Raw genomic sequence first — 20764 nt, 5'->3', positions numbered from 1 at the left:
GCTAGTGCGGAATCTGGACGACGATGGAGATGATCGCCGTCTTGTTGGACACGTTGTCGGTGCCGGTGCCCGTCGCCGCCGGATTGGTCTTGCCCGGCGTCTGGGTGGTGGTGGTGCCGCCGCCCGTCGAGGCCACGCTCGCCGGGGACGGATTGAGCACCGACGCCGTGGCCGCCGCCGTGCTCGCCAGCCCGCCGCTGGATCCGCTGATCACCAGGCCCTGCGACGCGCCGTCCACGATCCGTCCTTCACCCGTTCCGCGCAGGCCCACTTCCACGGTCGCCGGCGTGACCTGCTGCCCCTGCGCCGCGGCGTGCGTCTGCTGCGCCCGCGTGGCCGCCGCGCCGAATCCGGGATCGATCCGCATCGCCTGGTCGAACAGCTGGCTGGCGTCGTCGAACCGGCCCTCGTCCTGGAACGTGAGCCCGCGGCTGAACGCGAGGAACGCCGCCAGCGACTTCGTGGGCCGCTGCTGGATCCGGTCGCGCTCGGCCGTGGTCAGCGTCACGCCCAGCGAATTGAAGATCCCGAACGCGATGTCCTGCTCGATCGTGAACAGTTGGTCGAGCGTGCGATTGTCGCTGGGCGCGCCCACCACCTGTCCGTTGTCCACGTTCACGATCGGCGCGTTCACCTGCAGATTGCTGCCGGTCTGCTGGATGCCGCCCGCGATCAGCCGGCCCGCCTGCAGCATCTTGCCGGCCCGCACGCCCGTGCTCTGATCCGTGGCGCCCGACTGCTGCAGTTGGATCTCGTCCACCAGCGCCTGAACGCGGGCCCGCTCGACCACGGTCAGCTTGGGCGACTGCGCAAGATCGGTGGTCAGCAGCTCGGTGAGCCCGCGTCCCAGCGGACGCAGCGTCGTGTCGCTCCCGCTGAACGTCATTGGCAGCACGGCCACCGTGTTCGGCGAGCCGGGCACCGAGGCGAGCTTGGCCTCATTGGCCACGGCCTGTTGCGCGCCCTGCACCAGCTCTTTCTGGTTCAGCGCCGCGAGTCGCTCCTGGAGCATCCCGCGCACCCGCGCCGTGCGGCCGTACTTCACGTACGATGAATACGCGGCACGCGCCGCAACGAAGTCGTTCTGCGCCTCGGCGGTCATGCCCAGGAAGAGTTGGGTGGTCCCGTCGCGCGGATCCAGCGCCGCCGCCTGCTCGAGCGCCTGCCGGGCCTCGGGGTACCGCTTGGCCTGGTAGTACGCGATGCCGAGGGCACGGCTGGCGGACGCATCGCTCGGATGCTCGGACCGGGCGCTCTCGAGTCGCGCGATTCCCTCGGGGCCCACCGTGCCCGCCGTGGCGCAGGCGCCAAGCAGAGCGGCGAGCGCGACGACGACAACGGAGCGAAGACTGCGCATAAGCCTGCCTCCTACCGGTCGGGATCCAGCATGTCTTCAAATCGCATCCACTGGGCGTAGAAGTACAGATCGATGTAGCCCGTGGTGCCGTTGCGGTTCTTGCGGACCAGCAGTTCGGTGGCGCCTTCGAGTTCTCGGCGGGGGTCGTACATCCCCTCGCGGAAGAGCGCCAGAATCACATCGGCGTGGTGCTTGACGGCGCCGAGGGCGCCGAAATCATCCAGGTGAGGACGCCGGTCCTCGCGCGGAACGAGGCCCGGGAGCTGTGAGGTCGTGAATATGGCGACATTGTGGCGGAGCGCCAGCGCCTTGAGGTCGAGCACCGCCTGGGCCAGCTCCTCGTCACGCGGCCTGGCCCCCGTGGCCAGGGACTCGAGGGGGTCCACCACGACCAGCGAAACGTGGCCCCGTGATTCGAGATCCGCCGCCAGCGCCGCCACGCCGCCGGCCGGCATGCGGTCGATGGCCGGCATGGCGTCGCGCAGGCGCACCGCCGCCGCACCGACCACGGCCCGCGCGGCGTCGTCCAGAGTGCCCTGCCGCAGGTCGTCTATCCGCACGCGCCCCTCGATGGCCAGCGCGCGCTCCATCACCCGCTCCACGATCATCTCCCCGCAGTAGAACACGGTGCGCACGCTCTGCTGCGCCGCCCGCAAGGCAATGGCGAGCGCCAGCGCGGACTTGCCGCTGCCCACGTCGCCGCCGAGCACGAGCAGGTCCCCGCCCCGAAGGCCGCCGCCGAGCATGCGATCGATGCTCGGGAATCCGCTCGGTACGGTGTCCCTGACGGGTGCCCCGTCCGCGGTCGCGTCAACGCGCGACAGCAGTTTGGAAATCGGTGAGATGTCAGTGCTCCGAGCCATGGCCCATTATACGCCTCGCCCGCCCGGGCGAGCAAGCAGAACCGCCTTACGCCGCAAGGGCTTGCGCGAGGTGTTCGAGCTCTGAACGTGCGGCCGGATCGAGGTAACTCGCCGTGACGGTCATCACCGAGGCCAGGGGAACCCGGATGGCGGAGGGATCCTGGGCGGCGCTGGCGTCGATCAATTTGCCCACCGGCCCGCGCACGCCTGCCGGCACGGCCAGGGCGCCGAGCCAGGCGCGCGCGCCCCGCGCCCGCGCCGCGCGGAGCGACGGAGGCACGGCCGACGCCCCGGTCTCCACCGCGTCCCCGGCCAGCCGGACGGCCATGAAGCAGGCCATCACCGCTTCCCGCGCCCCGCCGAGCGGCACACGCCCCGCCAGGGCCGCGAGCGCGGGAAAGGGGAAAGCGGGCGCGGCGACGGCATACGGTGGAAGAGTGAGCACGGGCGCAATCTGCGCCGTCAGGCACCGCATTGCCAGCGACGTGGATCACTCCGTTGCTCGCACTTTTTCTGACGGCTACATTCTGCCTACATGGCGCACCAGGCGAAGTCCGTCCTCTGGGTGGACGATGAGGCGGAGCTTCTGGAACCCCACCGCATGTTCTTGCGCGAGAAGGGGTTCCAGGTAGAGATGGCGACCAACGCGGACGACGCCGCCGAGATGGTTCGGCGACGGACGTTCGATCTGGTGCTCCTCGACGAGCAGATGCCGGGCAAGCGCGGCCTGGAGGCGTTTCGCGAGCTGCGCGAGATCGACCCGAACCTCGCCATCGTGATGGTTACCAAGAGCGAAGAGGACGAGACGCTGACCGAGGCGCTGGGCGCCGACATGAGCGGGTACCTCGTCAAGCCGGTCACGCCGCGACAGGTGTTCGCGCTCGTGGCGCGGCTCCTCGAGGGGCCGCGCATCCGGCAGCAGGCGCTCGCCCGCCGATTCGTGGATCGATTCCGCGAGTTGCAGACGGATCAGATGCGCAATCTGGATTGGCGCGGATGGATCGACCGGTACATCGAACTCACCCATTGGGACCTCGATCTGGCCGAGGCGGGAGAGTCCGGGCTGCACGAGTCGCTGCGCGGCCTGTACCCCGACGTACGCCGCGAATTCGCCCACTACATGATGCGCGCCTACCCCGACTGGCTGGCTCGGCTCGACGGCGATCGGCCGCCGCTGAGCATCGACATCGTCTCGGAATTCCTGATGCCGGTGCTGCAGCACGACCGCGGGGTGCTCTACGTGGTCGTGGACTGCCTGCGGCTGGACCAGTGGAAGGTGATCGAGCCGATCATCGCCCAGCTGTTCGAGGTCGAGACCACGCACTATTTCTCGATTCTCCCCACCGCCACGCCGTATTCGCGCAACGCCCTGTTCAGCGGGCTGTTCCCCAGCGAGATCGCGGCCCGGTTCCCCGACTGGTGGGGCGAACGCGACGACGAATCGCTCAACGCGCACGAGCGCGACCTGCTCGAGGCGCAGCTCGTGGAGTTGAACCGGCGCGTGCCGGTGCGCTACGAGAAGGTGAACACGATGCTCGACGCCTCCGATCTGGAGCGCCGGCTCGCCAACGCCATCGCCCCCGACGGGATCAGTGCGTTCGTGTTCAACTTCATCGACCTGCTCACCCACGGCCGCTCGGAATCGGCGATTCTGTACGAGGTGGCGCGCGACGAGGTCGCGCTCCGCCAGCTCACGCACCAGTGGTTCCAGCGTTCGCCGCTGCTCACCGTGCTCAAGGAAGCGGCCCGCCGCGGGCTCAAGGTGCTGATCACGAGCGACCACGGGTCCATCCACTGCCACACGCCGGTCACGGTGTTCGCCAAGCGCGACGCCACGCCGCATCTGCGCTACAAGTTCGGCGAGGACCTGCGGGCCGAGCATCCCGACCAGGCGCTGCTGTTCCGCCGGGAGGAGGCGCTCAAGCTGCCGCGTCGCGGCATGGGGGCGCACACCCTGCTCGCCAGCGGCGACGGGTTCTTCGTGTATCCCACCAAACTGCGCGAGTACCAGAGCCGGTATCGCGGATCGTTCCTGCACGGGGGCGTGACCCCCGAGGAGTGCATTCTGCCGGTGTCCCTCCTCACGCCGCGCCGCTGATGGGATTGTATCGTCGGCTGTTGCGCTTCGTGCGCCCGCACTGGTGGCGCATGGCGGGCACGATCGGGAGCAGCGTCATCGCGGCCACGCTCGACGCGTTCTCGTTCACGCTGCTGATCCCGTTCCTGAACGCGCTGTTCAAGGCCAAGCAGTACATCCCGACCAGCGGGAAGCTCGCGGCGTTGCAGGAACGCATGGTCGGCGCGTTCCTCGATCCGGCCAAGCCGCTGCAATCGCTCGAGGCGATGATCGTCGCGATCGTGATCATCGTGGCCGTGAAGAACGTGTTCGTGTGGATGGGCGGCCAACTGGGCGCGGCGCTGCAGGAGTTGGTCACCCGCGACCTGCGCGACCGCGTGTTCACCCATCTCCAGCGGCTGCCGCTCGGCTACTTCCAGCGCACCAAGACCGGCCAGGTGATCTCCAAGGTCCTCTCCGACACCGAGCAGACCAAGGCCCTGATCACCGAGCTGGTCACGAAGAGCATCCAGAACGTGGCCCAGATCGCGGCCACGGTGGTCGTGCTGCTCTACTACTCGCCGCGCCTGACGTTGGTCTCGCTGGTCATCGCGCCGCTGCTCACCCTGGCGCTCCAGCCCATCCTGCGGCGGCTGCGGCATGCCTACCGGCGCCTGCGCAACGACTACGGCGAGATCACCAGCGTGCTGCAGGAAGTGGTGAGCGGCATCCGCCTCGTGAAGTCGTTCGGCGCCGAGCCGTACGAGGACGGGCGGTTCACCGACGCCAACCACCGCTACTCCGGCGGCATGGTGCGCGTGGCGCGCACGGCGGTGCTCTCGCAGCCGCTCACCGAGGTGATCGGCACCGCGGTGGCGGTGCTCATCCTGTGGATGGGGGCGCGCGAGGTGCTGGCGCCGGGGGCCACCCTCGACGGCGCCACGCTGATCACCTTCATGATCATGGTGATGCGCCTGTTGCCGCCGCTCAAGCAGCTGTCGCAGGCGCCGACCACGGCGCAGCAGTCCATGGCGGCCGCCGAGCGCCTGTTCGGCGTGCTCGACCAGCCCACCGAAGCGGAGATGGACCGCGGCACGGTGCAGGTGCTGGAGTTCCGCGACCGCCTCGAATTCGAGGGCCTCTGCTTTGCCTACGACCACGAGCCGGTGCTCACCGACATCAGCTTCGTGGCGCGCAAGGGCGAAGTGGTCGCGCTCGTCGGCGCGAGCGGCGCCGGAAAGAGCACCCTCGTCGATCTCATCCCGCGCTTCTACGAGCCGACGGCCGGCCGCATCGTGCTCGACGGCCGGGACACGCGCCAGATCACGCTCCAGTCGCTGCGGGCCCTCACCGGCATCGTGAGTCAGGACACCGTGCTGTTCAACGACACCGTGCGCAGCAACATCGCGTACGGCGCGAGCGCGCGGTATACCGACGCCCAGGTCGAGGCCGCCGCCCGCGCCGCCAACGCCCACGGGTTCATCACCGAACTGCCCAACGGCTACGCCACGGTGCTGGGCGAACGCGGCACCCGCCTCTCCGGCGGCCAGCGGCAGCGCATCGCCATCGCCCGCGCGCTGCTCACCGATCCGCCCATCCTGATTCTCGACGAGGCCACCTCGGCGCTCGACACCGAGTCGGAACGGCTGGTGCAGGAAGCCATCGACCGATTGCTGGCCGGACGCACGGTGTTCGTGATCGCGCACCGGCTGTCCACGATCACCCACGCCAGCCAGATCCTCGTGCTCGACCGCGGACAGATCGTGGAGCGGGGCACGCACGGCGAATTGCTCGCGCTGCACGGCGCGTACCACCGCCTGCACTCGCTGCAGTTCCGCGACGAGCGCCAGCCCGCCGCCGCCACGGGCCCATGAGCGACGCGGCAGTCCACCGCATCACCCTGTCGCACCGCGCCGAGTACGCCGCCCTGCGCGGCGCCGTGGGCGCGCTCGACGCCCTGGGGTTCCGCCGCGCCAGCGCCGTGGGCGCCCGCCTCGGCGCGCTGGCCTACGCCCCGCTCGGCATTCGCCGCGGCGTGGTCGAGCGCCAACTGCGCGCCGCGTTCCCCGACTGGACGGCCGACCGCGTCCACGACGTGGCGCGCGCCAGCTACGAGAGCCTGGGGCGCACGTTCATCGAGACCGCCGTGCTCCCGTCCTACTCGCGCCAGGACGTGATCGACCTCTTCGAACGCGTGGACAACTGGGAGGTGGTCGAGCGCGCCCGCGCGCTGGGCCGCGGACTGATCGTGCTCACCGGCCACCTGGGCAACTGGGAGTTGGGGGGCTCGTACCTGGCGGCCCGCGGCATCCCGCTCGACGCCGTGGCCCGCGGCATGCAGAATCCGCTGTTCGACGGGTACCTCACGCGCACCCGCGAGCGCATCGGGATGACGGTGGTCCACGACGCCGACGCGGTGCGTCAGGTGCCGCGCTCCCTGCGCGGCGGACGCGCCGTGGCCTTCCTGTTCGATCAGGGCGCGGCGGGCCTCGCCTCCACCTGGGTGCCGTTCTTCGGCCGCCTGGCCAAGACACCGCGCGGGCCGGCGGTGTTCGCGCTGCGCCTCGACGCCCCGATGGTGTTCGGCGCCGCGCTCCGGCAGCCGAGCGGACGGTTCGCGATCAGCTTCGAGCCCGTGGAGACGGTGCGCACGGGAGACCGCGAGGCCGACGTGGACGCGATCGTCGGCGCCTACACGAACGTGTTGGAACGCTGGGTGCGTCGCGCCCCCGAGCAGTACTTCTGGCACCACCGCCGCTGGAAGCATCAGCGGCCCGGCACGCCCGCCGAACTGGGCGATCCGTCGTGAGCGCGCGTCCGCGCGAGATCCTGCGCCGCGACGCCCGCGCCTGGTTCGCCGGGAGCGTGATCGTGGCGATGGGGTTCGTGGCCGTGGCCGCGCCGCTCGTCGCCCGGCACAGTCCGGTGGCCATCGACCTGCGCGCCCAGCTGCTGCCGCCCAGCGCCACCCATTGGCTGGGCACCGACGTGCAGGGACGCGATGTGTGGGCGCGGCTGGTCTACGGCGCGCGGATCTCGCTCTCGGTGGGCGTCTTCTCGCAGGCCATCGCCCTCACCGTGGGCCTCGCGCTCGGGCTGGCCGCGGGATACTACGGCCGGTGGCTCGACGAACTCGTGATGCGGTTGGCCGACGTGACGCTGGCCTTTCCCACGCTCCTGCTGCTGATCGCCCTCGTCGCCGCGCTGCAACCGTCGCTCACGGTCGTGTTTCTCACCATCGGATTCGTGGGGTGGGCGGCGATGGCGCGGCTGGTGCGCGGCCAGGTCCTCGTGGTGCGCGAGTTGGAGTTCGTCCAGGCGTCGCGCGCCCTGGGCGCGCGCGACCGGCGCGTGATCCTCCGGCACGTCCTGCCGAGCGTGGTGGCGCCCGTGGTGATCGCCGCCACGCTGGGCATCGCCGGCGCGATCATGGCCGAGTCGTCGCTGTCGTTTCTGGGGCTGGGCGTGCAGCCACCCACGCCCAGCTGGGGCGCGATGATCGCCGATGCGCGCGACCTGGCGCAGTTGCAGAGCGCGCCGTGGACCTCGGTGGCTCCCGGCCTGGCCATTGGCCTCACCGTCCTGGCCTTCAACCTGTTGGGCGACGCATTGCGCGACGCCCTCGATCCCCGCGGCGCCAACCGGGCGTCCGCCGTTCCCGAGGTTCCACCGTCATGAGCTACGACGTCCATGCGCTGCGCGCGCGCGAATTCCCCTGGATGGATCCCGCCAGCGCTGTGTTTCTCAACAGCGCGTCCACCGGGCCGCTGCCGCGGCGCACGGTCCAAGCGGTGGGCGCGTTCACCGACCTCCGCCACATGCCGCACCGGATGGGCGACGATCTGCTCTTCGAGACGCTGGCCGCGTCCCGGCAGCTCGTGGCCCGGTTGATCAACGCGCGCCCCACCGAGATCGCGCTCGCGGTGAACACCAGCTACGGCATCAACCTGGCCGCGGCGGGGCTGCCGCTGGGGCCGGGCGACGTGGTCGTCGTGCCCGACGGCGACTTTCCCGCGAACGTCTATCCGTGGCTCGAACTCGCCCCCAAGCGCGGCGCCACGGTGCGCGTGATCCCGATGCGCGACGGCCTCACCGACGAGGCGGCGCTGCTCGCCGCGCTCGACGATCCGCAGGTGAAGATCCTCGCCGTCTCGTGGGTGGGATTCGCCACCGGCTACCGGGTGGATCTCGTGGCCATGGGACGCCGCTGCCGCGAGCGCGGCGTGCACCTGGTGGTGGATGCCATCCAGGGACTGGGCCCCCTGCCGCTCGATGTGCGCGCCGTGCAGCCGGCGATCCTCAGCTGCGGCGCGCAGAAGTGGCTCCTCTCGCCGTGGGGCGCCGGATTCACGTACGTGCGCGAGGATCTGATTCCCGCGCTGGATCCGCCGTTCGTGAGTTGGATGGCCGTGAAGGGATCGGACGATTTCCGGAAGCTGCTGGACTACGACATGACCTGGCGCGACGACGCCCGGCGCTTCGAATTCATCACCGTGCCGTTCCAGGATTTCGCGGGCATGAACGCCAGTCTGGCGCTGCTCCTCGAACTCGGACCGGCGGCCATCGAGACCCACGTGCGCGCGCTCGCCGACCGCGTGGTGGACTGGGCTCGCGCGCGCGACGACATGCGGCTGGTCACGCCGGCCGACGCCGGCAAGCGCGCCGGGATCGTCTGCGTCGCGCCCCCCGATCCGGAGGCCACCAGCCAGCGCCTCCGCGACGCCGGCGTCGCCCACTCGCAGCGCGAAGGCGCGATGCGGCTGGCCATCCATTGCTTCAACACCGACGACGACATCACCCGCGCGCTCGAGGTGATCGGCGCGCGCTGAGGGTCAGCCGGCCACGCGCACCAGGGCGTACTCGCGCTTGCCCTTGCCCACGATCAGGTGCCGCCCGGTGAGGAGCACGCCGGCCGCGTCGAGGTACCGGTCGGACGCGCCGAGCTTGCGCTTGTTCACCGACACGCCGCCCTGCTCCAGCAGCCGGCGCGCGGCCCCGTTGGAGTTGGCGATGCCGGCCGCCGTGAGGAGTTTGAGCACGTCGATCTGGCCGGCGCTCTCGCCGGCCACGGTCGATTCGGCCACCTCGACGAACGGCGCGTCGGTGCGCAGCTGCGCCAGGGCATCGGCCGACAGCGCCGCCGGCTCCAGCCCGCCGAAGTAGAACGCCGACACCTCCTCGGCGGCCTGGAGCGCGGGGCCGCCGTGCAGGCGGCGCGTCATCTCGCGAGCGAGGGCGCGTTGCGCTTCCCGCTGCTCGGGCTGCTCGGCCACGAGGGCGTCCAGCGCCGTGATCTCGTCCCGCGACAGCAGCGTGAAGTAGCGCAGGTACCTGCTCACGTCGCGATCGTCGGTGTTGATCCAGAACTGGTAGAACTTGTACGGTGAGGTGAGGTTCGGATCGAGCCATACCGCGCCGGCCTCGCTCTTGCCGAACTTGGCCCCGCTCGCCGTGGTCACCAGCGGCAGCGTGAGCGCGTGACCCTGCGCGCCGGTGCCCTCCACGCGATGGATGAGCTCGATGCCGGCCGTGATGTTGCCCCACTGGTCGCTCCCGCCCACCTGCAGCGTGACGCCGTCGCGCCGCCAGAGTTCCAGGAAATCGTACGCCTGCAACAGCATGTACGAGAACTCGGTGTACGAGATCCCGCCCTCGAGCCGCGCCTTCACCGATTCCTTCTGCAACATGTAGTTGATGGTGAAGTGCTTGCCCACGTCGCGCATGAATTCGATGGCGCCGAGCGTGGTGAGCCAGTCGGCGTTGTCGCGCATGATCGCGGCCCGCGGCCCGTCGAAATCCATGAACCGCGCCAGCTGGTCGCGAATGGCGCGCGTGTTGGCCGCCACCACCTCGGGCGACGCGAGCTGGCGCTCGCTGGTCCGCCCGCTGGGATCGCCGATCAGGCCGGTGCCGCCGCCCACCAGCACCACCGGCCGGTGGCCCTGGCGCTGGAGGTGCATGAGCCCCATCACCGGCACGAGGTTCCCCACGTGCAGGCTCGGCGCCGTGGGGTCGAACCCCGCGTAGCCCGATACGACGCCGGCGCCGAGCGCTTCGGCCAGGCCGTCGGTGTGCTGGTATACGAGGCCGCGCCAGCGGAGCTCGTCGAGCAGGGAATGGGCGGACATGGACACAATTATAGAGGCCCCGGGAGGGAATGTCACACGCCGCGCGTTGCTGCATGTCACGGCGGGCCATTAGCTTCCAGCCATCGTGCGCCTCTCTCTGGCTGGATTCCGCAAGCGGCACCCCGTACTTACCCGCCGCGTCGTCGTCACGGGGGTGTTCGCGGTGTCCTTCGGCGCCAGCTTCGCGATCGCCAGTTGGACGCTGGTCTGCAGCGCCGGGCGCTGCCCGTCGGTGGGCGTGCTCGAGGCCTACACGCCGCGCCAGACGTCCAAGGTGTACGCCGCCGACGGACGGTTCATCACCGAGCTGGGCCTCGAACGCCGCACGCTGATCAAGCTCGCCGACATCCCGCCCGTGGTGCGCGACGCCTTCCTCGCCACCGAGGACAAGCGCTTCTACTCGCACCACGGCATCGATTTCATCCGCATGTTCGGGGCCGGACTGCGCAACCTGCGCAGCGGCGGTTACGCGCAGGGCTTCTCCACGATCACGATGCAGCTCGCCCGCAATGTGTTTCCCGACCGCATCTCGCGCGAGAAGTCGCTGATCCGGAAGCTCAAGGAAGCCAAGGTGGCCCTGGCCATCGAGCGGAGATACTCCAAGGACCACATCCTCGAGCTGTACCTCAACCAGATCTACCTGGGCAACGGCGCCCACGGCGTGGAGACGGCGTCGCAGCGCTACTTCGGCAAGTCGGCGCGCTACCTGAACCTGGCCGAAGCGGCCACGCTCGCCGCCCTCCCCAAAGCTCCCAGCCGCTACGATCCGCGCCGGTTCCCCGACCGCTCCGTGCAGCGCCGCAACACGATCATCGAGTTGATGCGCCAGGACGGCCTGGTGAGCGACGCCGACGCCAGCCTCGCCAAGGCCTACCCGCTGCAGCTCGCCGGCCGCTCCGAATCGGGCGACGTGGCCCCGTACTTCGTCGAGTGGGTGCGTCAGCAGCTCGACGCCCGGTTCGGGCAGCGCCTGTACGAACAGGGGCTCAAGATCTATACGACGCTCGATCTCGATCTCCAGTCGGCGGCCGAGCGGGCCATGGAAACGCAGCTGCGCGCGATCGAGGCGGGGAAGTACGGCCCGTACCACCACCCCACCTTCGAGCACTATCTGGCCCAGGCGAGCGAGGGCGACGCCAAGGCCGACGCCAGTTCGCCGTATCTGCAGGGCGCGTTCGTGGCCCTGGACCCGCGCACCGGCGCCGTGCTGGCCATGGTCGGCGGGCGCGACTTCGACGACTCGAAGTTCAACCGCGCCACGCAGGCCCTGCGGCAGCCCGGCTCCACGTTCAAGCCCATCGTGTACTCCGACGCCATCCAGAACGGGCTCACGCCGTCGTACCTCGTGGACGACGAGCCGCTGTCCGTGCCGCAGGTGGACGGTACCGATTGGACCCCGCAGGACTTCGATCTCAAGTTCGACGGCCGCATGACGCTGCGAAAGGCGTTCTACGAATCGCGCAACGTGCCGGCCATCCGCATCGGCATGGGGCTCGGCGAGCAGAACGTGATCGACGAGGCGCGGAAGTTCGGCATCACGACGCCCATCCCCCCGTATCCGTCCATCAACATCGGCGCCGCCGACGTGTACCCCATCGAGATGATCGCCGCGTACACCACGTTCGCCACCCTCGGCACGCGGGCCGCGCCGTTCGGGATCACCAGGGTGGAGAGCGCCGACGGCAAGGTGTTGTGGACGCAGGGTCCGCAGCTCACCACCATCCTCACGCCGCAGGAGGCGTGGCTGATGGTGGACATGATGAAGGACGTCGTGACCAAGGGGTCGGCGGCCGGCTCCGTGGGCCAGTATTTCACGATTCCCGCGGGCGGCAAGACGGGGACCACCAACGACGGCGCCGACGTCTGGTTCATCGGCTACACGTCGGATCTCGTGGCCGGGATCTGGCTCGGGTTCGACAAACCCGCCAAGATCAAGGCCAACGCGCAAGGGGGGCTCCTGGCCGCGCCGGCATGGACAGCCTTCATGACCGAGGTGTATCGTCGGAAGCCGGCTCCGCCCGACTGGCCCCGTCCCGGCGGCATCGTGACGCGTGAGATCGACTTCACCACCAATATGCTCCGTACCCCGTACTGCCCCTCCAGCGACGTGATGAGCGAGGTCTATCTCTCGGGCACCGAGCCCACGCGGCCGTGCACCGTGCACACCGCGCACGGCGTGGTGTTGCGGCCCGACACGACGCCGGCCGTACTGATTCCCAGAAAACCGGTCACGCGGGATACGACCAGTCCGTTCTACATTCCGCCCAAGAAGAAGCCGGGCGGCGGCGGGATGCCATGATCCGCTACCATGCCGCCTGGGTGCTGCCCATCGCCACGCCCGCCGTCCGCAACGGGACGGTGGCCGTGGCCCACGACCGCATCGCCTACGTGGGACCGCGGGCCGGCGCGCCGCCCGGCGAGGACGTGGAACTCGGCGCCTCCGTGGTGATGCCGGGGCTGATCAATGCGCACACGCACCTCGAGCTCACCGCCATGCGCGGCTTTCTCGAGGATCTCGACTTCCGGTCGTGGATCCTGCGCCTGACCACGGCACGACGCAACGTCTGCACGCGCGAGATGCTGCTCGACTCGGCCCGCCTTGGCCTCGATGAGGGCCTCCGCGCCGGGATCACGACGTACGCCGATACCTGCGAATCGGGCGTGGCGTTCGACGCGATGCTGGAGCGGGGCGTGCGCGGCATCGTGTATCAGGAAGTGTTCGGGCCGGCGCCGGTGGCCTGCGATGAAGCGCTGGCCGAACTCAAAGGTCGGGTGGACGCGCTGCGCGCGCGGCAGACTTCGCTCGTCCGCGTGGGCGTCTCGCCCCACGCGCCGTACACGGTGAGCGACCGCCTGTTCTCGGCCACGACCCGGTACGCCATCCAGGCCGATCTGCCGATGGCGATCCACATCGCGGAGAGCGAGGCCGAGCAGCGCCTCGTCGTCGACGCGCGCGGCGAGTTCGCCGACGCGTTGCTCAAACGGGGCATCCGCGTCGAGGAGCGGGCGCGCAGTCCCATCCAACTGCTCCGCGGGCTCCGCGTGCTCGATGCCCAGCCACTGCTCATCCACTGCGTGCACGCCGACGCCACCGATGTGCATGCGATCGCCGCGTCGGGTTCCACGGTGGTCCACTGTCCGGCCTCGAACGCCAAGCTGGGCCACGGGGTGGCGCCGCTCACCGAGTTTCTGGAGGCCGGCATCGCCGTCGGGCTCGGGTCCGATTCCGTGGCCAGCAATAACCGGATGGATATTCTCGGCGAAGCGTGGCTGGCCACCCTGCAGCAACGGGCGCGCGTCCATCGGCACGACGCGGTCACGGCGGCGCGCGCGCTGCGGCTAGCCACCATCGACGGCGCGCGCGCGCTCGGGATGGAGCGCGAGGTGGGGTCGCTGGAGGCCGGCAAGTCCGCCGATCTCGCCGCGTTCCCGCTCGATGAGATGGCGGGCCCGGTGCACGACGTGGAGGGCGCCGTGCTGTTCGCGCTGCACGGCACGCCGGCCCGCCTGGTGACCGTGGCCGGACGCGTGCTCGTGCGGAACGGGGCGCTCGTGGACCGCGACGCCGGGCTCCCGCAGCGCGTGCAGCTCACCGCCGATCGCCTGCAGCAGTGGCTCGCCGGCCGGGCGTAGGGGCGGAGTTCCGCTAGCGGCTGGCGCGGTCCACCGCTTATCATAGAGGGAACTCAGGGCTCAAGGAGCATTCCCATGGCGCAGCCGAAGACCGGTCGCACGGCCAAGATCTGGCGCGACGGTCAACTCGTGAACTGGGAGGACGCGACGATCCACGTGATCAGCCACGTCGTCCATTACGGCTCGAGCCTGTTCGAGGGGATGCGGTGCTACGAGACCCCCACCGGCGGCGCGGTGTTCCGGGCCCGCGAGCACATGCGGCGCCTGCTCGACTCCTGCAAGATCTACCGCATGCCGGTCCGATTCTCGGTGGACGAGCTCGTGCAGGGCTGCCTCGATACCATCGCCGCCAACGACCTCAGGGAGTGCTACTTCCGCCCGGTCGTCATCCGCACCGGCGAGCAGATGGGCGTGCTGCCCGGCTCGGCGCCGGTGGAGGTGTACATGCTCGCCTGGGAATGGGGCGCGTATCTGGGCCAGGATGCCCTCGAGGCCGGCGTGGACGTGCGCGTGTCGAGCTGGCGGCGCGCCGCCCCCGACACCTTCCCCACGATGGCCAAGGCCGGCGGCAACTACCTGAACTCGCAGCTCGCCAAGATGGAAGCCAAGGCGGACGGCTACGCCGAGGGCATCATGCTCGATTCGTCCGGGTTCGTGTCCGAGGGTAGCGGCGAGAATCTGTTCGTCGTGCGCGACGGCGTGCTGTACACGGCGCCGGTGAGCGCCGGCATCCTGCCGGGCATCACCCGCGACACCGTCATGGACATCGCCGCTGATTTCGGTCTCGAGGTGCGCGAGGAGCTCATGCCGCGCGAATTCCTGTACATCGCCGACGAACTGTTCTTCTGCGGCACGGCGGTGGAGATCACGCCTATTCGCAGCGTCGACCGCATGCCGGTGGGCGACGGAAAACGCGGCCCGATCACGGCGGCCATCCAGAAGGAATACCTCGGCATTTCCCACGGGACCATCGAGGACCGGCATGGATGGCTCACGCCGATTCCCGAACCGGTCGGGGCGGGTCGATGAGTAGTAGGCGGCGTCAGGCGACCCCGCGTGCCACCAGCAGGAGGCGCGTGTGATTGTCGGCTGCCTGGCGCTGAACGCTTCGTTCGAACCGCTCACCATGGTGCCCCTCAAGCGGGCCCTGCGCCTGGTGATCGACGGCAAGGCGGAGATCGTCGAAGCCGAGCAGGACCGCATGGTGCGCTCCGAACGGCTCACCATGCCGCGCCCGGTGGTCATCCGCCTCACCAAGTTCATCCACGTGCCGCGGCGCTTCCGGCGCCAGGTGACCAACACCTTCCTGTTCGCGCGCGACCACTACAAGTGCCAGTACTGCGGGCGCCACGTCACCGAACTCAAGCCCCGCGAATCGCTCACCCGCGACCACCTCATTCCGCTGTCGCGCGGCGGCACCAACGAGTGGACCAACGTCGTTGCCGCCTGCAGCCCCTGCAACACGCGCAAGGGAAACCGCATGCCCGAGGAGATCGGCATGCATCCGCTCACCCATCCGCTGGAGCCGCACTTCGTGCACCTGAGTTGGGCGGTGCGCAAGCTCACGCCGATCCAGGCGCGGTACATCCGCACCTTCTACGGCGACGCCGTGCTCCATCAGCTCGAACGACTCGAGCACCAGGTCGAGCACGCGTGAACGCGCCCGGCCGGCCGCTACCGCGGCTCGGCGACGAACGTGGGTGAGGTCGCTTCGTAGTTCCGCTTGGTCCCGCCGAGGACGCGGGACAGCAGCCGCCCGATGCCGTTCCGGAGCGCCGACAGCGGATTGCCCTTGCCCCGTACCGCCGGCCCCAGGTCGCCGTGCAGCCACCGCTGCAGTTCGCTCAGGTCGTTGGCGCTCAGCGATTCCACCTCGAGCACGGCGTTGTAGTAGTACCGGGCGCCGGCATGCCCCGGCAGCAACGCCACGCGATAGGGCTGCGCCAGCAGGGCGTCGGTGGCATCGAGCGTCGGGAGCGAGCCGAAATCCTCGGTCTGGTTGTTGGCGCGCCGCACCACCCGGTACGCCTTGCGGTACGGCGCCGGGTCGTACTGCACCAGCACGTCCCACTTGGTGGAGCGTTCGAGTTCGTTGAACACGCCGCCGATGCGCCACAGTTCGAGGCGAAAGTGGAGCGCCACCGGAAATCCGTTCCGCATCAGCTCGCGGAGCTGCGCGTCGTCCAGCACGCCCGACACCGACACGCCGGGCTCGCGCTCCGCGCTCCCCGCCGTGGCCAGCTGCACGTGTAACTGGGCGCCGCGCTGCGCCCTGAGGGGCGCCGCGAGCAGCGTCAGGCCGAGGAGGATCCGGATTGCGGAGCGCACGTCTTAGAAGCGGTGCTGGAGACTGAGGAACAGCCGCATCGGCAGCTGCGGTGACGACAGCGGCTTGGCCAGGTAGATGCCCAGCACGTCGAAATCCAGACCCACGCCGAGGTCGCTGCGGAACGATCCCAACGGCGGCATCCCGCCGCTCGTGTAGGTCATCGGCGGCCCCGGGTTGCCCACCAGCCACCCCCGTCCGGCGTCGAGGAACACCACCCACGTCCCGTCGGCCGTGAAGTGCGGCCGCACCCAGCTGTCATCGTCCCAGTTGAACAGTGGCACGTGCAGATCGCTGCGGTATTCCACCTGCCCGAGCGCGATCCGGTCGCATTGCGCCGGATACCCGGGCGGGATCGCGCCCACGCTGCACGTGCTCACGTCCTCGCCGGCGCGCCCGGTGCGGAACTCGAACCCGGGCAGCGATCCGTAGCCGTCCACCGACAGCCGTCGCTCCAGCGGCAGCGGGTCGCCGCCCAGCCAGCCGCCGGTCACCAGACGCAGATTGAGTTGGGCGTGGCGCGAGATGCGGTTGTAGCGCCGCAGGTCGAGGAACCCGCGCTCGTAGGTCACCGGCCGGCCGGCCGGATACGCCCGCGCCACCCCCGTGGCCCCCAGGGCATCGATGTGGCCGCGCCCCCGCTCGAGGTCGGCCATCACGTACCACCCCGCCCACGGATTGGCTTCATCGGTGCGCGTATCCACGTGCAACGTGGCGTTCAGCAGGTGGAAGTGCGCGGCGTCCATCGCCGGATTCGGCCGCCACGGGGAGCCCGACCGGAACAGCGTCCACGCATTGTTCGCCGCTCGCGGCGTCCAGTGCTCGTCGGCATACGAGATGGTGAATGTCGTGTTGTCGCGCGCGTACACGCCGGCCCGCACGTTGCCGCCGTGGCGCTGGAAATAATCGCGGTAGTCGCGCCGGAACAGGGCCGAGGCCAGGCCCACCTCCAGATTGGAGAGCCCCCACGACTCCACCGGCTCCACCACGTCGTACACGCCGGCGCCCACCAGGAACCCGTTGCCGGGTCCCAGGCGCAGCGTGCCGGTCAGATTGTGGCCCACGTCGTTGCTGCCGGCGCGGAAGCTGCTCGCCGTCCGCACCACCGCGTATGCGTCGAGGCGGGCGCTCCCCTTGCTGAAGTCGCGGAACATCTGCGGGCCGAGATTGATCGGCAGTCCCTCCACGCGATTGTACGCGCCCGCGCTCGCCACCAGGAACGAGCTCCCACTCTCGTCGCGGCGGTGCTCGAACCGCCGCCACCAGGGCTCCTCGCGCCCCGAGTCGGGCTCCGCGGCGGCGATGCGGTCGCCGGCCTGCGTGTACCGCAGCCGGCTGTGGTATACCCGGATCTCGCCCCCCACGTAGGCGCGATCGCGCCCGTCCACCTCGCCGCCCACCACCAGCAGGTCGCCGTCGATGCGCGCCGTGGGCAGCAGCGTGACGTCGCCGTCGATGGCCAGCACCCGCCCGGTGACGTGCCCGGCGATCGTCAGCGGGCCGTTGAGCACGGCCACGTCGCCGTGGATCTCGCGACCCTCGGCGATGTCCATGGGCCCCGTGGTGCGCAGGGTGGCGGCGCCATTGAACAGCCGGACCGCCTCCCGCGCCACGTCGCGCGGCAGCGAATGTCCGGCGAGCGTCGTGTCGCGCTGCTGCGCGGCGAGCGCCAGCGGGGTGATCACCAGCGCCAGCGTGAACATCATGCGTCGCATGTGCATCCCCTCAGGGCCTGAGTCGCTCGCACGTCAATCCCCGCCATTGCCGATCCCGAGCCGGCGCATGCGGCGGTACAGGTTCGGCCGGTCGGTCTGCAGACGACGCGCCGCCTCGGCCACGTTCCCGCCGGCCACCGACAGGGCGCGCGAAATGAGCATCCGCTCATAGTCGTCCAGCGTGTCGCTCAGCGGCTGCGTGAGCTTGGACGCGTCGGGGAACGCCGGCGCCGCGGCCGCGCCGTCGCCGATCGCGATCACGCCCTGCACGTCGTCGGTGGTCACGTCGTGCCCCGCGTGGAGGATGGCCAGGCGCTCGACCACGTTGGCCAACTCGCGCACGTTGCCCGGCCACCGGTACCGCGTGAGCAGCGTGAGGGCATCGTCGGTCCACCGCGGCGCCGGGTGGCCGGTGCGCACGCGGTGCAGCGCCGAGAAGTGGGCCACGAGCGGCGGGATGTCGTCCGGCCGCTCGCGCAGCGGCGGCACGTGCAGCGGAATCACGTTGAGCCGGAACAGCAGGTCCTCGCGGAACGCGCCCTCGCTCACGGCCCGCGCCAGATCCTTGTTGGTGGCGGCGAGGATCCGGACGTCCACCCGGATCGGCTTCCCGCCACCCACCCGCTCGATCTCCTTGGCCTCGATGGCGCGGAGTAGCTTGGCCTGCGCCTCCTGCCCGAGATCGCCCACCTCGTCGAGCAGCAGCGTGCCCGTGTGCGCCAGCTCGAACCGTCCGATGCGGCGTTCCGACGCCCCGGTGAACGCCCCCTTCTCGTGGCCGAACATCTCGCTCTCCACGAGATCGCGCGGAATGGCGGCGCAGTTCACGCGCACGAACGGCCGGTCGCGCCGCTCGCTGGCGTTGTGGATGGCTGCCGCCACCAGCTCCTTGCCGGTGCCCGATTCGCCGGTGATCAGCACCCGGGCGTCCGTCGCCGCCACCCGCGCGATCATCTCCCGCACCTTCTCCATGGCCGGGCTGCGTCCCACCATCTCGCCGCCCAGCCCCACCTCCGCCCGCAGCGCCTTGGCTTCCCGTCGCGCCCGGCGCAGTTCGATGGCCGACGACAGCGCCAGCAGCACGCTCTCCGGACTCAGCGGCTTTTCCAGGAAGTTGAAGGCGCCGAGCTTGGTGGCCTTCACGGCGTCGCTCAGCCCCGCCTTGCCGCTCATCATCACCACCGGCGTGTCGGGCGCCACTTCGCGGAGCCTGTTGAGCGCGGCCATCCCGTCCAGCTCGCCCGGCATCATCAGATCGAGCAGCACGGCATCGGGCTCGAACTCCATCGCCTGGGCGATCCCCGTGGCCCCGTCGGCCGCGTCGCGCACCTCGAACCCTTCGGCGGCGAGCAACGCCCCCACCATCCGGCGGATGTTGGGCTCGTCGTCGATGATCAGGACGGTGGACATGGGCGCGCTGGGCGGGCGACGGTCAGCGGGGCGGCTGCGGCAGCACGCTGCCGATCGCGCGCTGCTCGGTCTGCAGCCGCGTCAGGAAGCGCTGCGCTTCGGACACGCGCTCCATCTCGATGGCGATCGAATCCACCGTCTGCTCGATGCGTTCGAGCCGCGCGTTGAGGTCGGAGGGCACCGCGGGCGGCGCGGCGCGCCGCTCCACGGCCCGGATGATCGCCCGGATGATCGGCGTGCCGAGCACCATGATCATGATCGTGCCGAACACGATCCCGACGATCGGCACGACGTCGCTGGGAATGCCGCTCGGGATGATGATCTGCTGGAGCAGAAAGGGCGTGTTCATGATTGCACCGGCGGTTTGGAGGAGGGCAGGGGCGGCGCCACGGAGGCGCGTTCGGCCAGCAATCGCGTGGTGAACCGTTGGCCTTCGGAGATGCGTTCCACTTCGAGCGCGATCGCGTCCACCGCCTGCTCGATGCGCGCCATGCGCTGGTCGGTGTCGGGATGCAGCGCCCCGCGCTGATGGGCGTCGATCTTGCGGCCGATCAGTCCGGTGACGGAGCGCACGAAGTACGCCACGAGCCCCAGGGACGTCACCGCCACTATCATTTCCTGACCGTTCATCGTGCCGCGCTCCTTGCGTGTCTCATGAGTGAGGTGACGCTCCGGCGCCTTCGGGCGTGGTGCCGGTCTCCGTGCCCACCGGGATCACGAACCGGATCGTCGTGCCGGCGTCCGGCGTGCTCTCGGCAAACACCTCTCCATCGTGGGCGAGCACGGTCTGGCGCGCAATCGCCATCCCCAGCCCGGTGCCGCCCGCCTTGTACGTAACGTACGGTTCCCACACCCGCGCTAACCGGTCGGGGGCGATCCCCGGCCCCGTGTCGTGGACCTCCAGCGCCACCGCGTCGCGGCCACCGCACGTCGCGCGCTGCACGCGCACGGTGATCGCGCCCGTCCCGCCGCACGCTTCCACCGCGTTCAGCACCACGTTGCTGAACGCGCGGGCCAGCGCATCGTGGTGCCCCCACACCATCGGAACCCCGTCCTGCACCTCGATCGCCAGCGCCACCGATTCGGGCACCGAGGCCCGCGCGGTATAACGGACCAGATCGCCCAGATCCACCGCGGCGCGCGGCCCCTCGGGCAGCTTGCCGAACTGCGAGAAATTCTTGGCCAGCGCCTCGAGCCGCGCCGTCTCGGTGGCCAGCACCTCCACCGTCTCCGCCAACTCGGGCGGCGCGTCGCGCCGCAGCCGCGCCACCGCAAA

At 70.1% G+C, this 20764-nt stretch carries 19 protein-coding genes; 9 read left to right on the top strand and 10 right to left on the bottom strand.

Features of this window, described 5'->3' with window-relative positions; all coding sequences use genetic code 11:
• Position 1: 1 nt before the first annotated feature.
• From VNE60_08955 to VNE60_08945, 3 genes are read right to left on the bottom strand one after another with little or no spacing between them, the layout of a single operon-like run.
• Positions 2-1357: a tetratricopeptide repeat protein gene (locus VNE60_08955; GenBank protein ID HVB31636.1), complete on the bottom strand. Its 1356-nt coding sequence runs from the start codon at positions 1355-1357 to the stop codon at positions 2-4.
• Between the two features lie 11 nt (positions 1358-1368).
• Positions 1369-2220, bottom strand: coding sequence for a DnaB-like helicase C-terminal domain-containing protein (locus VNE60_08950; protein HVB31635.1), 852 nt, complete (start codon positions 2218-2220; stop codon positions 1369-1371).
• Positions 2221-2266: 46 nt separating this feature from the next.
• The gene (locus VNE60_08945; protein ID HVB31634.1) at positions 2267-2665 is read right to left on the bottom strand and encodes a hypothetical protein; all 399 of its coding nucleotides are present in this window, start codon (positions 2663-2665) and stop codon (positions 2267-2269) included.
• Between the two features lie 90 nt (positions 2666-2755).
• Between VNE60_08945 and VNE60_08940 the strand changes: the two genes are divergently transcribed.
• The 5 genes from VNE60_08940 to VNE60_08920 are packed head-to-tail and all read left to right on the top strand — an operon-like array spanning position 2756 to position 9105.
• Positions 2756-4318 carry a response regulator gene (locus tag VNE60_08940; protein HVB31633.1) on the top strand — a complete coding sequence of 521 codons (1563 nt, stop codon included), beginning with the start codon at positions 2756-2758 and terminating at the stop codon, positions 4316-4318.
• A complete protein-coding gene (locus VNE60_08935; protein HVB31632.1) occupies positions 4318-6150 on the top strand; it encodes an ABC transporter transmembrane domain-containing protein in 1833 nt (610 codons plus the stop codon). Before VNE60_08940 ends, VNE60_08935 begins: the two co-directional genes overlap by 1 nt.
• Positions 6147-7085, top strand: a complete 939-nt coding sequence (locus tag VNE60_08930) for a lysophospholipid acyltransferase family protein (protein ID HVB31631.1) — start codon at positions 6147-6149, stop codon at positions 7083-7085. The genes VNE60_08935 and VNE60_08930 overlap by 4 nt, the downstream gene beginning before the upstream one ends.
• On the top strand, positions 7082-7954 hold the full coding sequence (locus VNE60_08925; GenBank protein ID HVB31630.1) for an ABC transporter permease: 873 nt from the start codon (positions 7082-7084) through the stop codon (positions 7952-7954). Before VNE60_08930 ends, VNE60_08925 begins: the two co-directional genes overlap by 4 nt.
• The gene (locus VNE60_08920) at positions 7951-9105 is read left to right on the top strand and encodes an aminotransferase class V-fold PLP-dependent enzyme (protein HVB31629.1); all 1155 of its coding nucleotides are present in this window, start codon (positions 7951-7953) and stop codon (positions 9103-9105) included. Before VNE60_08925 ends, VNE60_08920 begins: the two co-directional genes overlap by 4 nt.
• A gap of 3 nt (positions 9106-9108) precedes the next feature.
• On the opposite strand, the gene tyrS is transcribed toward VNE60_08920, so the two are convergent.
• Positions 9109-10404, bottom strand: a complete 1296-nt coding sequence (gene tyrS, locus VNE60_08915) for a tyrosine--tRNA ligase (GenBank protein HVB31628.1) — start codon at positions 10402-10404, stop codon at positions 9109-9111.
• Positions 10405-10489: 85 nt separating this feature from the next.
• Between tyrS and VNE60_08910 the strand changes: the two genes are divergently transcribed.
• The 4 genes from VNE60_08910 to VNE60_08895 all read left to right on the top strand — a co-directional run bounded on the left by VNE60_08910 (position 10490) and on the right by VNE60_08895 (position 15694).
• The gene (locus VNE60_08910; protein ID HVB31627.1) at positions 10490-12703 is read left to right on the top strand and encodes a PBP1A family penicillin-binding protein; all 2214 of its coding nucleotides are present in this window, start codon (positions 10490-10492) and stop codon (positions 12701-12703) included.
• Complete coding sequence (locus VNE60_08905; GenBank protein ID HVB31626.1) at positions 12700-14037, top strand: amidohydrolase family protein; 1338 nt, start codon at positions 12700-12702, stop codon at positions 14035-14037. The genes VNE60_08910 and VNE60_08905 overlap by 4 nt, the downstream gene beginning before the upstream one ends.
• Positions 14038-14112: 75 nt before the next feature.
• Positions 14113-15066 (top strand): branched-chain amino acid transaminase, encoded by a 954-nt coding sequence (locus VNE60_08900; protein ID HVB31625.1) that lies wholly within the window; start codon positions 14113-14115, stop codon positions 15064-15066.
• A gap of 49 nt (positions 15067-15115) precedes the next feature.
• Positions 15116-15694 carry an HNH endonuclease gene (locus tag VNE60_08895; GenBank protein ID HVB31624.1) on the top strand — a complete coding sequence of 193 codons (579 nt, stop codon included), beginning with the start codon at positions 15116-15118 and terminating at the stop codon, positions 15692-15694.
• A gap of 17 nt (positions 15695-15711) precedes the next feature.
• Here the strand turns inward: VNE60_08895 and VNE60_08890 are convergent, their stop codons facing one another.
• From VNE60_08890 to VNE60_08865, 6 genes are all read right to left on the bottom strand, one after another.
• The gene (locus VNE60_08890; GenBank protein ID HVB31623.1) at positions 15712-16365 is read right to left on the bottom strand and encodes a hypothetical protein; all 654 of its coding nucleotides are present in this window, start codon (positions 16363-16365) and stop codon (positions 15712-15714) included.
• A 3-nt stretch (positions 16366-16368) separates the two neighbouring features.
• Positions 16369-18078, bottom strand: coding sequence for a hypothetical protein (locus VNE60_08885; protein ID HVB31622.1), 1710 nt, complete (start codon positions 18076-18078; stop codon positions 16369-16371).
• A gap of 33 nt (positions 18079-18111) precedes the next feature.
• Positions 18112-19488 carry a sigma-54 dependent transcriptional regulator gene (locus VNE60_08880; protein ID HVB31621.1) on the bottom strand — a complete coding sequence of 459 codons (1377 nt, stop codon included), beginning with the start codon at positions 19486-19488 and terminating at the stop codon, positions 18112-18114.
• Between the two features lie 22 nt (positions 19489-19510).
• Positions 19511-19837: a hypothetical protein gene (locus VNE60_08875; GenBank protein HVB31620.1), complete on the bottom strand. Its 327-nt coding sequence runs from the start codon at positions 19835-19837 to the stop codon at positions 19511-19513.
• On the bottom strand, positions 19834-20097 hold the full coding sequence (locus VNE60_08870) for a hypothetical protein (GenBank protein ID HVB31619.1): 264 nt from the start codon (positions 20095-20097) through the stop codon (positions 19834-19836). Before VNE60_08870 ends, VNE60_08875 begins: the two co-directional genes overlap by 4 nt.
• Positions 20098-20140: 43 nt before the next feature.
• Positions 20141-20764: HAMP domain-containing sensor histidine kinase (locus VNE60_08865; GenBank protein HVB31618.1), on the bottom strand; the 624-nt coding region annotated here is incomplete at its 5' end.

This window comes from Gemmatimonadaceae bacterium (genome assembly GCA_035533755.1).
GTDB lineage: Bacteria > Gemmatimonadota > Gemmatimonadetes > Gemmatimonadales > Gemmatimonadaceae > JAGWRI01.
This window is presented reverse-complemented; position numbering and strand designations above follow the sequence as displayed.

Excerpts from the sequence above, each read along its gene's own strand:
- VNE60_08955 (HVB31636.1), bottom strand. The coding sequence starts at position 1,357 with ATGCGCAGTCTTCGCTCCGTTGTCGTCGTCGCGCTCGCCGCTCTGCTT.
- VNE60_08950 (HVB31635.1), bottom strand. The coding sequence starts at position 2,220 with ATGGCTCGGAGCACTGACATCTCACCGATTTCCAAACTGCTGTCGCGC.
- VNE60_08940 (HVB31633.1), top strand. The coding sequence starts at position 2,756 with ATGGCGCACCAGGCGAAGTCCGTCCTCTGGGTGGACGATGAGGCGGAG.
- VNE60_08935 (HVB31632.1), top strand. The coding sequence starts at position 4,318 with ATGGGATTGTATCGTCGGCTGTTGCGCTTCGTGCGCCCGCACTGGTGG.
- VNE60_08930 (HVB31631.1), top strand. The coding sequence starts at position 6,147 with ATGAGCGACGCGGCAGTCCACCGCATCACCCTGTCGCACCGCGCCGAG.
- VNE60_08920 (HVB31629.1), top strand. The coding sequence starts at position 7,951 with ATGAGCTACGACGTCCATGCGCTGCGCGCGCGCGAATTCCCCTGGATG.
- tyrS (HVB31628.1), bottom strand. The coding sequence starts at position 10,404 with ATGTCCGCCCATTCCCTGCTCGACGAGCTCCGCTGGCGCGGCCTCGTA.
- VNE60_08905 (HVB31626.1), top strand. The coding sequence starts at position 12,700 with ATGATCCGCTACCATGCCGCCTGGGTGCTGCCCATCGCCACGCCCGCC.
- VNE60_08900 (HVB31625.1), top strand. The coding sequence starts at position 14,113 with ATGGCGCAGCCGAAGACCGGTCGCACGGCCAAGATCTGGCGCGACGGT.
- VNE60_08885 (HVB31622.1), bottom strand. The coding sequence starts at position 18,078 with ATGCGACGCATGATGTTCACGCTGGCGCTGGTGATCACCCCGCTGGCG.
- VNE60_08880 (HVB31621.1), bottom strand. The coding sequence starts at position 19,488 with ATGTCCACCGTCCTGATCATCGACGACGAGCCCAACATCCGCCGGATG.
- VNE60_08875 (HVB31620.1), bottom strand. The coding sequence starts at position 19,837 with ATGAACACGCCCTTTCTGCTCCAGCAGATCATCATCCCGAGCGGCATT.